This window comes from Halomonas urumqiensis (genome assembly GCF_003028575.1).
Taxonomy (GTDB): domain Bacteria; phylum Pseudomonadota; class Gammaproteobacteria; order Pseudomonadales; family Halomonadaceae; genus Halomonas; species Halomonas urumqiensis.
Genome location: NZ_PYUD01000003.1, coordinates 382,824 through 397,153 on the forward strand (window position 1 = coordinate 382,824; position 14,330 = coordinate 397,153).

The window sequence follows — 14,330 nt, forward strand, 5'->3', positions numbered from 1 at the left end:
TGGTGACACTTGATCAGTGTGCAGGCCGGGCGTCGCAGTTCAACCCGGTGCCACAGGCAGCATGGTCAGGCGCCCAGCGGGGACAGCGCGATAACATGCTCGCGCAACGCTCGCTAAAGTCCCTGGAGGCGACACCCCCGTGCCAGGCCAGCATCTCTTCGTCATAGTCGGGGGTGCTTAGCTGCTGGCACAGCGCCTCATGTTGCTCCTGGTGGCGGCTCTGCAGCCAGCGCTCCAGGGCCTGGTGGGAACGCGGTGAAACGACGGCGGCGCCTCGGCCAGGCTCTCCATGAACACGTCCAGGTCACGCAGCTCGCTGGCACGAATTGGGGTCTGTCCCCGATTTCCTTACGCCCGATTTCCTTAGTTTCTAAGCCGTCGCTATCCAGCCAGAAGCGGATGGCGAACAATCGCTCTTAGATAATATTAACCTCTCGCGATGCTTCTTAGCTCAGCCGAAGCCACACCCTTAAATCTGTTGTGGTGCTTGGCTTAATTAAGAGGAAGTAGCACCAGTAATTGTGCTACCAATAGCAATCGAAATCAGGGTGCTTAAAGCCTCTGAAGTTCTCGACTTGGCAAAGCTGGCGAATCTCTCACCTAGAGACTCACTCCCTTCTAACGAACTCGGCACTTGACGTAGTGCCTCCAAGCCCTTTTCACTAAGCACCACCTCAATGTCATACCCATCAAGTGTCGTATAGTCGTTAACAACCCAAACATAGCCAGCTGTTTCCAGCCACTTGACTGTGCTTTCAAAGTATTCTGAAAAATTAAACGCCCCTTCCTCGTCTCTCTCATCTATTACTTTTTCCAGAAACCTCGCCGCATCAAGTCGATGCGGAACCGGGAACTCTTCATACAAAGTGCCAAAAAGCAAGGCGACCAACCTGTTGAATTTTTCCATTTACACCTCCTTGAAATCAGCTAAACTACCAGCTTGCTTATATACTGTAAATAAAATGCACACAACCCCATCTGCACGAATTAGTGTCTGTCCCCGGTTTCCCCGGTTTCTCTCCCCTACAACACCATCATTAACTAGGAGTTGATCTGTACGGGCACAGGACTGGATCATCCTGATCGGCAAAAAGCAAGCCGACCTGTTAGAGTTTTTAAAATGGCACGAACGAGTAGCATATCTCGAAAAAATTAGCTTATGAACAACATTGTATATAAGCATAAAAACCAATAATGCATCTATTTATAATCACTGAAAGCTTTCTGGTGAATCTAAGAAGTTCACTATTTCATAGAATGCATCCTGCACGCTCAATCCAGAGGAAATTTCAACAACATCCCTCACCGAAACAGAAGAAAAAATACCAAGACGAGGATTCAAAAATCCAAAAGTATCTATATCAAAGGCTTCATCAAAATTTGACAAGGCGCCATATATCAGAACTTGTTTCACATCGATTGACCTAAACTCTCTACCTCCGGACTTAATTTCATAAAGAGTCTTCCCACATACAACATCACCATAACAAGAATTCAGAACACCGCACCCCATAAAAAAAGGGGAAATATTGGGAAGACATCCAGGCTCATTGTAATTATAAAAATCAAACATCCTTCGACAAAGTATAAATGACTCGTCTAGCTCGCATGGAGTAATTTTAGACGAACCCAATCTCCCGCCTGAAAGTGATTTTATATATTCAACTGCTTTGGATTCAATTTCCACCTGTAGCTCTAAAGGAATACCCTTAGGACTTGAAACCCCCAGCCTCACGCAGGCTTCAAATATACGAAAAGCAAACTCATTTAGCAACGCTCTTCTATCTGGACTTGAATCCAGCACTGCATAATCCTCGTAATAAACTTTCTCCAAATTTAATTTTCTGGACACCCTAGGTAAAAAGGGGAATGTTTTATTCCAAAAAGAGTGGTAGCCACGAGAAAAAACAATCTCAGAAATCACAAAACCACCCCCCATGCATGCTTTGAAGAAAACCTTGCTGAAAACCATTCAAGCAGCTTCAAGTCATACAACGAAAGCTCAGGTTTTATTTTATCTCTCCAGTGCTGACCTTCATCACCAAGAATATACGAGGCAAGAATCAGAGAACGCTTCTCCCAATCACTCATTATATTGAAGTATTTCAATCTATCTGAAACCCAATAATCAACATTCCTCTGAGCCATAGCCAGTATTAAATCTCGCTTGATAACGAGATTAGTTTCTTCCTTAACAATTCTACCAAAAATCACATCAGTTTCGTCAGAAAAATCATGTGATAAAACTCTGATGGCATACGCCCTATTAACAGAAACTTTTGTTATGTAAGAACCTGAATGCAAAAGCCTTCTAAGCTCGGCAAAAACAGCATCCAATGTCTCTGAGTCAAGGTCCTCAATAAGCGCGCGCGTCAACATCATAACTGATGGGAACACAGGGTAAAGAACAGCCATATTTTCTGTCATTGATAGTATGGCTGTTCTTTGCGACTTAGGCTGCAGGTACTTAACAGAATTTATCAACCTCCTGGTCAAAGCCTGATTAATCCGACTTTTATTCACCTCCCTACCCAACATACCAATAATATCAAATTTATCAAGCTCATCCCTGAGGCTTTCATAATCTTCATCTGCAGTTGGTGAATATGGATCATAAAACAATCTCAATCTTAAGAAATTAATTTCCTCCTTATCTTCTTCTGACAAATCCTCACTCTCTGTCATAGCAAATTCGGAACCTGACCTAAACTCTTCGGAAGTCATCACCTGAGTTTTAGACTTTTGAATTGAAAGTCCTTCATTTTCATGCAGTTTTTCACTTAGGAAAATCAAATGCGCATACGCATCTTCAAGTGAATCACAAAAAATCAAGTAATCATCAGCATATCTTGTAAATTCAACCCCTTCCATTCTCAAAAGCTTGTCAACTCTATTTAGAAGAAGTTCACTGAGAATTCTCGATGCAGGCCCACCCACTGGCAACCCATATGAAACACCCTTAGATAGCTTTGATAGCAGTATTTTTATTCTTTTAACAGACTCAGTATTACTGGTACATTTCTTTAACGCGTTTTCAATTCTATGGTGATATACTCTAGGGTAAAAATCAGATATATCACACTTCAGAACAAAACTACAATTTTTTGATTTTTCAACACTAACCTCAATATAATCCTTCCAACTCAATTTTTTATCAAAGAGAGAATTCTCGACTTCGTCATACTTATACCTATAAGAAAAAATTCTATTTTCTATTTTAGGTATTCTAGACTTCTCGATATCATCCGCTATTGAAATAACCAATGCTAATAGATAACAATTCCAAATAGGATCGATCTGAGTACCCCACCTAAATCCATAATACCCCACCGCCTGCAAAGCCCTCTCTTGATTAACAGGAAAAACAGGCAAAAAATCGTAGAAATCCTTATGGATATTTTCCAATATATCAACAACTTCTTTTGACGAATCTTTAAAGAAAATATTATCTACTGGATACGGAAATATATCTGTATCTCCATAAGAGACAACATTATCCACCGCCTTCTTTAAATATGATCTAAATTTGCTCATTTTATGCAAAAACCTTAAATAAGACGAAATGTAAAATCAGAAATCGAAGAAACCGGGGATCGACCCTCATTTCTGCATCGTCACAAGGGATGTATTGGCAGGGTGGGTAGCCGTGCTCGCGGAGTTCGATGGCACGGGTGGTGTCGGCGAGCAGGGTATCGTCGATCATTACCTGTACCCGTTGCTCGTGCGGGTGCAGGGTGATGCGGGGCTCGGTGGAGTCCATTGCCATGGTGCCATCCCTTGCGTCTGCGTTGTGTCGTTATCGTGATTAGGCTTCAGCCTAGCACCGAAGCATGGTTTGTCCCATTCGAGCCACCCACGGGCGCCTCAAGATCCGCTTGTCGCGCGTTTGAGGGACAATCGGGGCAGACCCTCATTTCTCTGACCACGTTGGGTCATCTTCTGCCCTTCGTTGCATCCACCGCTAGCCGCCGACACCTTCCCACTTGGACCAGTGCGGCGCTCGGTCAATCGACTCAGCATCCGCAGGCAGGGCGAAGAAGTAGCCCTGCCCCTGGTGGCAATCTAGTTGCAGCACGGCTTGCCTCTGCTCCTCGGTTTCGATCCCCTCGGCGAGAACGATGAATCCCAGGCTGGCGCCCATATCGGCCACTGCGCGGACGATGGCCTGGTCACGGGGATCGTCCAGGATGCCATGTACGAAGCTGCGATCGATCTTCAGCTTGTTGATGGGAAGGTGCTTGAGATAGCTCAGCGACGAGTAGCCCGTCCCGAAATCATCGACCGCCAGGGAGACCCCCATGCGCCGCATCTCGTGCAGTCTCTGGATGGTCGCCTGGTCCGAGTGCATCAGGGATGACTCCGTGATCTCCAGCTCCAGGTATCTGGCGGGCAGGTCGGCAGATTCGAGGATACGGCGAAGCTGCGTGACGAACCCCGGATTCGCCAGTTGGGGAGCCGCCACATTGACGGCGATGTATCCGAACTCCAGGCCGTCATCCAGCCAGGCCCGCCCCTGCTGGCAGGCCTGCCGCAGCGCCCATTCGCCAAGCGGCAATATCAGGCCGGTGCGCTCCGCCAGGGGTACGAAAGTAGCCGGCGGGATATTGCCTTCCCAGGGATGCTGCCATCGTGCCAGGGCTTCCACCCCTGTCCACTTCCCAGTTTGCATGTTGACCTGGGGTTGGTAGTGGAGCATCAGCTGATCCTGCCTCAGGGCATCCCGCAGGTCGTTGCCAAGTCGCATCCGCAACATCGCCTGATCGGTGATGTCCTGATCGAAGAAGTGATAGCGAGAGCCATGGCGCTTGGCCTGGTACATGGCGGCATCGGCCTGCTGGATGAGCGCGTCGGCCTCTTCACTGTCATCTGGATAAATGCTGATGCCGATACTGGCCTGGGCATGCAGCTTCCAGTCGTCGAACTCTATCGGCGCCTCCATGGTCCGCAGCAATCGCTCCGCGGTCTGGACAGCGTCTTCCGGCATGACCAGGTCCCGGATCAGAATGATGAACTCATCGCCACCGAAACGTGCTGCCGCGTCTTCTCCACGAACGTGCTCGGTGAGCCGCCGCGCGAACTCCTGGAGCACCCTGTCCCCCGTGGCATGGCCGAGACTGTCATTGATCGTCTTGAAGTCATTCAGGTCGAAGAACATCACGGCCAGGCGGGTGCCATGCCGCTGGCTATGAGACAGCGCCAGCCCGAGGCGTCGCCGGAAATGCGCCCGGTTCGACAGGCCGGTCAGTGCGTCGGTGTTGGCGATCTGCTCCAACATCCGCTGGATCGCCTTCTGCCGATCGATCCAGCTCACCAGCAGGCTGAGGCCCAGGATCAGGCTGGCGAAGCCGCCAATGGCCGCGGCCATGCCCTCCTGGGACAGCAGCGAACCATGCGCGGCAGCCTGAGGGCTTTCATAAAAGCGGGAGGCGCCCATCGCGATATAGTGCATGCCGGCCACCGCAAAACCCATGAACACCCCGGCTATCAGCGTCATGCTTCTCTCCGAAAACGCCGGCAGGCGGCGCACGCGGAAGTGGAGGTAGAGTGCCGCCAGGGCCAGCAGAAAGGCCACCACGATGGAGAGAACGAAGAAGGGAAAGTCATAGCGCAGCCCTTCCATGTGCATGGCTTCCATGCCGATGTAGTGCATGCTGCCAATGCCGACGGCCATCAGCAGTGCTCCCACGAGAAGCTGATGCGCCTTGAGGCTCGGGTGAGCCATGAAGTGCAGCGCCGTGCCGCTGCCTAGTATCGCCGGCACCAGGGACAGCGCCGTCAACCCCATGGTGTAACTCATGTACTCGCGCCCCTCCACGGAGAAGGCCAGCATGGCACTGAAGTGCATCGCCCATATGCCACAGCCCATGGCCACTGCGCCGCCGAGATGCCACCAGATCTTGCTCGTGGGCGTAGGCGAGGCGACCATGCGGTCCGCCAACATCAATGCCGTGAGTCCCGCAAAGCAGGCGATGGCAATGGAAAGCGTGACCAGCACGGGATCGTAGGTGCCTTCCATCAACGGGCCAAGCGTTGGGTCGGAGTTATCGAAGCGCCAGAATTCCATCTTGACTCCTGATCGGTCGCCTTGAACTTATCAACCGCGTAACAAATCCATGTTTCCCCGAACCGTCGTACCATGAAGCCGACTAAAGAGACTGTCGGCTTACCGTGCAGGAACTTTGAGGAAGCGCTGCGTTAATGGCGCCAAAGCTGCCCTGCAACCAACGGCGGGATGAAATCTGACGTTCTTACCACCTCGGCCAATATCGCCGATGACAGGCGCCCTGGCCCGGTATGGCGATGCCGGTTATCTCGGCATGTGGAAGTCTCTTGACGAGGAACAGAATGCCCCGGGCTTCCGGTGCTGCGTCGCTGCCAAGCGCGGCGCCATCACGAAGATGGAAGAGCGGATTATTATTGGTTCACAAGACACTTCCATGTCCCCTTTTCCCTGACTGTTCAGCCTTTATTCACTGTGCGGAACATGGTGAATAAAGGCTGAACATTGGAACGTGCGTGCTAGTTCAACAAGCGTTATGCCGCACGCACGCAGAGCCCCCTTGGGCACTGAAATACCGAAAACTCGAGTATGGCGTGGCCACATGACACCCACCATCGCGCCTGCTGGGTCAACTCTAGCAATGGCTACCGCTACCCATAGCCAATAGAGGCACGAGTGCAACGTCATGCAGGGCTGAGTTGAGGCCGTAGGCTTCAAGGAAGTCCCTTGCGTATGGTTTGTGTCGTTATTGTTATCAGGCTATAGCCTAGCACCGAAGCGTAGTTTGCCCCATGCAGCGGATCAACGCAGGGGTGGTTCAGCGCTGCCTTCAAGCGGGTACGCGGAGTCAGCCCAACCCAGTATCGGGCCGAGGCGCTGGCGTCCTGAGTCCGGTGGCGGTTACTGGAAAGCTTGATAATGAACCGCTTCAGGCCGCAACCAGTTTCTTCACGTTGAGCTCTTTGCGATGCTGCTCGGCATGCCAGAGCTCATACTGAGACTGCTGGTTCAGCCAGCTTTCTGCTGAGGTATCAAAGGCGATAGAAAGCCTGATAGCCATTTCGGGGCTTATACCGGCCTTGCCGTTCAACACGGCACTCAGAGTCTTGCGGCTAACGCCCAGTGCTTCTGCGGCTGCCGTGACAGAGAGACCAAGGGGCTCAATGCAAAGCTCTCTCAATACTTCACCGGGGTGGGGAGGGTTGTGCATCAACATTGGTGGTACCTCAGTGATAATCTTCATAGTTCACTATCTCGGCATCTCCGTCCTCGAACCGGAACGTCACTCGCCAGTTACCACTGACTGTCACTGACCAGATACCGGTGCGATTTCCCGAGAGTTCGTGAAGCCGAAGGCCAGGTAAGTCCATATCTTTGGCATCTGACGCTGCATTCAATCTACCGAGAATAAGCCGAAGCCTCTTTGCATGAGCGGCCTGAATCCCGGCGGTGCTGCCAGACTTGAAAAATTTGGCCAAGCCCTTGTGTTTGAAGCTTCTAATCATTCCTTGAATGTACCCTGTAACGTATCAGGTGTCAAAAAAAGAAAACGGCCCAACCCGGGCCCGCCGGGTTAGACCGAGAATCCGGGGACAGACCCTCATTTCTACACCCTTCGCCAGGCACAGGCTGACCCGCGTTTGGAAAACAGGATTGTCTCTGTCAGCATGATCCACACATACATCCTGTGCTCGGATGACGGCGACGCCCTTTGGGCACATGCTGCCTCATTGGCGCTCTTGGCGGCGTTTTCATCCTTCTTGCAGCAAGCAAAACGACAGGAGGCCCGCATGAAGACCCGCCCATCGACGCTACCGCCCCTGGACCCTTCCCGCGTTGCCACGATCGAAGCCTTCGGTGGAACCATCACTTCGCTGGATCCCCTGGGTGCGCAGGTACAGGGCATCGATTTATCATCCAGTGACGCGCCGCCACCCGAGGTTCTCGAAGCACTGGAACGCGAGATGGCGAACCGCGGGTTTCTTGTTTTCAAGAACGAAAAGCCATTGGATGCCGACAGTTTTCTCCGCGCCAGCTGTTGGTGGGGCGGCAAGGAGCTGCACAGCACTCATGGCGTCCACCCGGCGACACCTGGTGGCAACCAACATATCTTCCGTCTTTCCAACGATAAACGTCACGGGATCCCAGGTGTGGGGCCGCAATGGCACAATGATGGCAGTTTCAATGCAGACACCTTCTCGCACTCGGGTTACCACATCATCCGGCCGGCGGAAAAAGGCGGAGGGACTTACTTCGCCCATCAAGGTGCCGCTTATGACGCTCTCCCGGAGGGCCGAAAGGAGTACTGGAGCCGTCTCTCCTCGGTGAACTCATCATCAGGCGTCGTTCACCCCGTGGTACATGAGCATCCCATATCTAAGCGCAAGTGCATTTGGTTGCATCTGGGCATGACAGGGGCGGTGATTGAAAAACTGCCCGATGAAGATGCCTTTCGCCTGCTGAATGCTGACGAAATGCAGCAGCTTTGTCATGAATACAACGACATCCTGAATGCCGGCCTGGAGAACGGATACACCACCGTCTACGAGTATCAAGAGAACGATTGCGTATTCATCGACAATCTCGCCGTTGCGCATCGGGCTGCCCCCGAGGCCCATTTGCCCGTCGAGGAGCAGGGCTTGCGGATCATGCACCGCAGCACGGTGCGCGGCGTGCAAGACCTTGCGCCGGGGTTCGGGCTGCCACAACACGTCGATATTTTTGGGCCCAACCCGTTAGGTGAAGGCGTCTGGCAAGCCGGCGGTGTCGGTTTCCGGTGGGAAGATGACATTCCGATGCAGAATTGAGGAAATCGGGGAGGAAATCGGGGACAGACCCGAGGAAATCGGGGACAGACCCTCATTTCTCGCTGGATCAACGCAATGCCAGGGCCCGCCTGACTTAGATCTGGCTGGACGATGACACTTCGTTGTCACTGACAACGCGATTGCGACCGGCTTTCTTGGCACGGTAGCTGGCGGCATCAGCCCGGGCGAGGATGTCATCGATGGCGTGGTCGCCCGGCTGAAAGTGGCTGATGCCGATGCTGGCCGTGACGGACCAGCGCTGCCCCTCTTGATCAACATGGCGGGAGGCGATTCGTTCGCGCAGCACGTTGGCAAGGGTCAGCGCCTGCTCGGGGCTGCAACCATTCAGCAGTACAGTGAACTCGTCTCCGCCTGGGCGCGCGGCGTGATCGCTGCTGCGTACCAGCGTACGAACCGTATCCGCGATCTGCTGCAGCATGCGGTCCCCTAAGGCGTGCCCACCCTGGTCGTTGATCGGCTTGAAGTGGTCCAGATCAAACAGCAGTACGGCCGTGCGGGTGCCAACCTTCTGCCATTCGACCAGTGCTTCCTCCAGGCGGCGTGTCAAACCGCGCCTGTTGAGCAGACCGGTGAGCGGGTCGTGCTCGGCCTCCCAGCGGCGCATGGCATCATCGTGACGGTGCTGTGTGATGTCGCGCACCGCGCCGACGATGCCGATGAACTCGCCATCGACATGAATCGCGCCCGCCTGAACATCCAGCCAACGCTGCTGGCCTTCAGGGCCCTGGAAACGGAACTGCCGCACGAAATCACCACGCTGAGCATGGCTGTGCTGCCAGGCCTCTAAAACAGCGGGACGATCCTCAGGGTGGATCCTGTCAGTCCAGGTATCGAGGCTATGTGGCCCTGTGATGTCCAGCACCTTGCTCAGGGCGTCATTGACGAAACTCAGGTGTCCAAGATCATCCGTGACGAACATGCCCTGAGGTGATGCCGCCAAGGTGCCACGCAACAGAGCCTCACGCTCCGTCAGATCACGCAGGTAGGCCCGCCGGTCTTCCTCGGCTTCGTTGATGACATCGATGACCCGACGCAGCTCGGGCATGCGAGTAGGGATCTCGATCAGATGACGCTGGTGGCCTTGCAGTTCATGCACCTGCTCGGCCAGCCGGGTGAGCGGGCGCAACGCCAGCCAGATCAGCGCACCGACCACCGGCAAGACCAGCCCCAGCCCCCACCAGGCAAGATAGGTGATTCTCTGCATGCCGGCGACAAGCGGCGCCTCGGCCTGCGCCTGGGGAAGGTGCACACCGACGATCCAATCGGCCAGCCAGATCTGGCGGTACGCGACCAGCACCCGCTCCCCGGAGGCGGTGGTCTCCACCGTCTCGCCCTGCCAGCCATACAGCGCCCGTTCGAGCTCCGGCGCGAAGTCGTCGCTGACCTCGATGCTGGCCTGCCGCTGATTAGGGTGATAGAGACGTTGGCCTGCCGCGGTGGTAATGGTGACGTATCCGTTCTCTCCCAGGCGCAGGCGATTGAAGCCCTTGAAGAGTCGGCTTTCATTGATATTGACCAGCCCACCCAGGAAGCCGGTGTAACGCCCCGAGGCATCATGCAGCGGTACCAGCATCATCACCAGGGGCTCGCCGCTGATACGACCAATGAAAGGCTCGCTGACATGAGGGTGCTGGAAGGCGTGCATGAAGTGCGCATAATCGCGGTCGGCGACGGTGGCCCCCACGCGCTCGCCTGCGGCCGGCCATGCATCCACGACCCGGCTGTCGCGATCGAACATTACCAAGCCTTCGAAAAGCGGTTCCAGAGCGTTGGCATGTGCCGCCGCGAGAGAACCGGTGGTGGGCTCGGGGGTCGTCTGGGCGAGACGCTCCAGCGCCTGTAGTCGCTCGCTGACCTGATCAGTGATGGCGTTATGGATCAGCTCGGATTCATAGCGCAGGTGCTGGCGATTTGTCTCATCGACCAGTATGTAGCCCGCCTGCCAGCCAAGCGTCAGCAGGGTCACGCACAGCACGCCCCACAGCGCTGCGGCACCAAGCAGTAAGCGTCCACGCAGGGTGACCAGTGGGAATGAGAGCGGGCGGCTCAGTAGACCAAGGAATCGGGAGCCTAGTCCTAGTTCTCCCACTTTTGAATGGGTCGTCATGATGAACATGCTGCCTGCAAGCGGCACCAGATGCCAGTGGAGGCCGCTCACACGAACGACCACTGTCAATCTGGCACAAACCTCTTTTCGCAACGCTGACCGTCATCAAGCGCCACCGGCAAGCATTACTGGGAGGTGTGTTGGATGACAATAAGCGCGATTGAAACGATTGCCATCGTGGCTGGTACCGATGGAGGGATGAACGCGGTGTCGCACACGGATTTTCCGGAGGCGTCAGTGGAATGGTGGCTGGCACGCGTAAGCCTACCCTGTGGGTAACGGTGGCCCACACCCGCTAGACCCGGCTGTTGCCGGAGCACGGGTGGCCGTTGATCTCCCACTATTACACAAGGGCGAGGAGTGCCACGCCATGTCCAACGTCAATTTTCAGCAGTCCATCGATCAAAGTGATCGTCTCGTGCCGGTCAACCTTCGTCAGAGTGGCGATCCCGGCATTCAGTTATTGATATCCAACCGGGTGCGCAAGTCGCCCTACTGGCACCTTTCCGTGGAGGCCGGCTGCTGGAAAGCCACCGTGTATAACCGCATGTATCATCCGCGCGCCTATGTTAAGCCCGAGGATGGCGGAGCCATGGAGGAGTACCGCGCACTGGTCAATGACGTGACGCTGTGGAACGTGGCCGTCGAACGGCCGATCCGCGTCAAGGGCCCGGAGGCGGAGGCCTTCTGCAACTATGTATGCACACGCGACGTGACACGCGTGCCGACGATGATGGGGCGCTATGTGGTGCTCTGCGACGAGCAGGGCCGCGTGCTCAACGACCCGGTGATGCTGCGCCTGGCCGATGACGAGTTCTGGTTCACCATCAGCGATTCGGACCTGGCCTACTGGTTCCGGGGGGTGAACCACGGCATGGGCTTCGATGTGGAGATCGACGAGATCGATGTCTGCCCGCTGCAGATACAGGGCCCCAAGTCCGAGGATCTGCTGGCCGACCTGGTCGGTGAGGCGGTGCGCGACGTGCCCTACTATGGCCTGATGCTCGGCCGGATCGAGGGCGTCGAGGTGCTGATTTCACAGACCGGATTTTCCGGTGAGAAAGGCTACGAGGTGTACGCCTTCAACTCGTCCCTGCATGCCGAGACGGTCTGGAACACCATTCGTGAGGTCGGCGAGAAGTACCGCCTGATGGTCATCGCGCCGGCTCACCATCGGCGCATCGCCGCCGGCATCCTTTCCTACGGCCAGGACCTGGATCACGAGACCAACCCCTTCCAGTGCTACCTGGGCCACATGGTGCCCAAGGCCAAGCAGGCGGACTATATCGGCAAGGCGGCGCTGGAACGCACCCGGGAGCTCGTCAATGCCGGCCAGCCGCCCTTCAGCCACCAGTTGGTGGGCCTGAAGCTGGGTGGCAAGCCCATCGAGGACTATGCGCCTGACTTCTGGCTGGTGGGCGCCGATGCCGGTAGCGAACCGTGCGGTTGGATCACCTCGCCCTGGTACTCGCCGGAGCTCGGCACCAACATCGCCATGGCCTATGTGCCCGTCGCATCGGCCGAGATCGGCACCGAACTGGTCGCCTGGCTACCCGACGAGTTTCTCGACATTCCGGGGCAACCCGTCGCCGCCACGGTCAGCCAGATGCCGTTCCGCGAATCGGTCCACCAAAGCTCGCGGGAACGTGCCAAGGCCGCCGGTCGCGATTACGCCTATTGAGGTACGAGCCTGACGCCACCGAAGCATCTCGAGACCGCAATACCCTGGCAATCCCTGCCTGATAACCCTTGCCTGATAATCCCTGATAGCCAGCGGCCACCTGTCACAATGACACGGTGGCCGCTTTTCCTTGGTCACAGCGATATGTTGGTGTACGCAGGATTGCGCCGAGCAGATCCGATTATGGCGTTGGCGGCACGCGTTTGACTTTTTCCGAGCGTATCGTTAGCGTCAAAATGATTTTCCTTATAACAAAAAGTCGCATTACACTGCGGCAAACTCAGGAGAAACAATAATGAAGCATGTTGCTGTAGCTCTGCTGCGTCCTGTCGGCATCTCGGTGTGTCTCGCTAGCGCGGGCATTGGCATGGCACTTTCGCCGGCCCTGGCCCAGGATGACGCAGCGGAATCCTCCCCCACTTCAGAAACTCATGTCTTCCTCGAATACTCCCAGGCGGAGCTCGACAAGGCCTATGATCAACGGGCCTGGGTCTCGAATGTCGGGGAGTTCATTCAGGGTTGGGTGAGCCGAAGTGAAGAGGCGCGCACCCGCTTCGAGCGTCAAACATTCCGTTACGGCCCTTCGGAACGCGAAGTGCTGGATCTCTTCGCCGCGGATCAGTCCGATGCGCCTACCTTGATGTTCATTCATGGCGGCGCCTGGAGAGCCGGCAGCAAGGAAGCCTACTCCTTGCTTGCGGATGCCTTCGTGCCCTACGGGGCGAACGTGCTGGTGCTGAACTTCGACAACATCCCCGATGCTCGGCTGCCCGACATGGCGGAGCAGGTGCGCAGGGCCATCGTCTGGACACATGAAAACGCCGCCGCGCTCGGGCTTGATGCCGAACAGCTCTATATCACCGGCCACAGCTCGGGTGGGCACCTTGCCGGTGTCATGCTGACAACCGATTGGGCCGAGCATGGCCTTCCCATGGACGCGCTCAAGGGTGGCATGCCTGTCAGTGGCATGTTCGACCTGGAGCCGGTCATGCTGTCGGCACGCAGTGAGTATGTCGACCTCGATGAGGCGGAGGAAGCGGCGCTCAGCCCCATGCGCCACTTGCACGAGGTTCGTGCCCCCATCACCTTGGCCTACGGTGGGGAAGAAACGCCCGAGTTCCAGCGACACTCCCGCGATTTTCATGAAGCGCTTGCGCAATCCCCCTATGCGGAAGCATTACTGTTCCTGCCGGAGCTGAATCACTTCGAAATGATGGATAGCCTTGCCGACCCGGATGGCGACGTGGCGAAAGCCGCCCGGGAGATGATGGGGCTTGCTGATGATTGAATCAGCGAACGGCTGAACCGCAAGGGGCCACCGCTGCAATTCTGGCCCTGAGGAAGCAACAGAGCCCGGCCCTGTAGGCCGGGCTCTCTCGATGGTGCTGCTTTCCAGCCCTGCTAAACTTGCCGACCCCATTCCCCTGCATCTGCCGGAGCTCAGGCAGGCCCGGTTTTCCGGGTACTCCCAGCGAGCACTACCACTACTCCACCTTCGACTATTCGGTGCCGCTCGCCCAGCAGGATGAGCACCTCTTAACCGAGCCCTTGGGCAAGTCAATCAGCCTGACCTGGTGCCGGCGGCGCAGCCTGGCTTCGGGGAGACCACCATACAGGTCTTCACCGGCAGACCACAGTAACGGCGGCACCCAGTCGCCTTGTTTCCAGGAACCGCTAAGGGACCAGACGATAGAGAATCCGCTGCGCGAGTGG

The 14,330-nt window shown here is 55.6% G+C and carries 11 protein-coding genes and 1 pseudogene; 4 read left to right on the top strand and 8 right to left on the bottom strand.

Annotated elements, in window-relative coordinates; translation table 11 throughout:
• Positions 1 to 496: 496 nt before the first annotated feature.
• The 5 genes from C6V82_RS11550 to C6V82_RS11565 all read right to left on the bottom strand — a co-directional run bounded on the left by C6V82_RS11550 (position 497) and on the right by C6V82_RS11565 (position 6,064).
• A complete protein-coding gene (locus C6V82_RS11550) occupies positions 497 to 907 on the bottom strand; it encodes a hypothetical protein (protein WP_102587155.1) in 411 nt (136 codons plus the stop codon).
• Between the two features lie 303 nt (positions 908 to 1,210).
• A complete protein-coding gene (locus C6V82_RS18025; RefSeq protein ID WP_146009662.1) occupies positions 1,211 to 1,972 on the bottom strand; it encodes a hypothetical protein in 762 nt (253 codons plus the stop codon).
• On the bottom strand, positions 1,921 to 3,534 hold the full coding sequence (locus C6V82_RS11555; protein ID WP_102587156.1) for an RNA-directed DNA polymerase: 1,614 nt from the start codon (positions 3,532 to 3,534) through the stop codon (positions 1,921 to 1,923). Before C6V82_RS11555 ends, C6V82_RS18025 begins: the two co-directional genes overlap by 52 nt.
• Position 3,535: 1 nt before the next feature.
• A complete protein-coding gene (locus C6V82_RS11560; RefSeq protein ID WP_229843170.1) occupies positions 3,536 to 3,766 on the bottom strand; it encodes a DUF427 domain-containing protein in 231 nt (76 codons plus the stop codon).
• A 195-nt stretch (positions 3,767 to 3,961) separates the two neighbouring features.
• Positions 3,962 to 6,064, bottom strand: coding sequence for a putative bifunctional diguanylate cyclase/phosphodiesterase (locus C6V82_RS11565; protein WP_102587157.1), 2,103 nt, complete (start codon positions 6,062 to 6,064; stop codon positions 3,962 to 3,964).
• A 208-nt stretch (positions 6,065 to 6,272) separates the two neighbouring features.
• Here C6V82_RS11565 and C6V82_RS11570 point away from each other — a divergent pair.
• Positions 6,273 to 6,407, top strand: a pseudogene (locus tag C6V82_RS11570) (IS5/IS1182 family transposase); the annotation flags it as partial.
• Positions 6,408 to 6,929: 522 nt separating this feature from the next.
• Here the strand turns inward: C6V82_RS11570 and C6V82_RS11575 are convergent.
• Both C6V82_RS11575 and C6V82_RS11580 read right to left on the bottom strand, forming a co-directional pair.
• Entirely contained in the window at positions 6,930 to 7,217 is a 288-nt protein-coding gene (locus C6V82_RS11575; protein ID WP_102587158.1) for a HigA family addiction module antitoxin, read from the bottom strand.
• A gap of 10 nt (positions 7,218 to 7,227) precedes the next feature.
• Positions 7,228 to 7,506 (bottom strand): type II toxin-antitoxin system RelE/ParE family toxin, encoded by a 279-nt coding sequence (locus C6V82_RS11580; RefSeq protein ID WP_102587159.1) that lies wholly within the window; start codon positions 7,504 to 7,506, stop codon positions 7,228 to 7,230.
• Between the two features lie 285 nt (positions 7,507 to 7,791).
• Between C6V82_RS11580 and C6V82_RS11585 the strand changes: the two genes are divergently transcribed.
• Positions 7,792 to 8,808, top strand: a complete 1,017-nt coding sequence (locus C6V82_RS11585; RefSeq protein WP_102587160.1) for a TauD/TfdA dioxygenase family protein — start codon at positions 7,792 to 7,794, stop codon at positions 8,806 to 8,808.
• Between the two features lie 94 nt (positions 8,809 to 8,902).
• Here C6V82_RS11585 and C6V82_RS11590 read toward each other — a convergent pair whose 3' ends face one another.
• Positions 8,903 to 10,936 (bottom strand): sensor domain-containing diguanylate cyclase, encoded by a 2,034-nt coding sequence (locus tag C6V82_RS11590; protein WP_180978232.1) that lies wholly within the window; start codon positions 10,934 to 10,936, stop codon positions 8,903 to 8,905.
• Positions 10,937 to 11,306: 370 nt separating this feature from the next.
• Here C6V82_RS11590 and C6V82_RS11595 point away from each other — a divergent pair, with 370 nt between their 5' ends.
• Together C6V82_RS11595 and C6V82_RS11600 are read left to right on the top strand one after the other, a co-directional pair.
• Positions 11,307 to 12,617 carry a glycine cleavage T C-terminal barrel domain-containing protein gene (locus tag C6V82_RS11595; protein WP_102587162.1) on the top strand — a complete coding sequence of 437 codons (1,311 nt, stop codon included), beginning with the start codon at positions 11,307 to 11,309 and terminating at the stop codon, positions 12,615 to 12,617.
• Between the two features lie 295 nt (positions 12,618 to 12,912).
• Positions 12,913 to 13,905, top strand: coding sequence for an alpha/beta hydrolase (locus tag C6V82_RS11600; protein ID WP_102587163.1), 993 nt, complete (start codon positions 12,913 to 12,915; stop codon positions 13,903 to 13,905).
• Positions 13,906 to 14,330 lie beyond the last annotated feature (425 nt).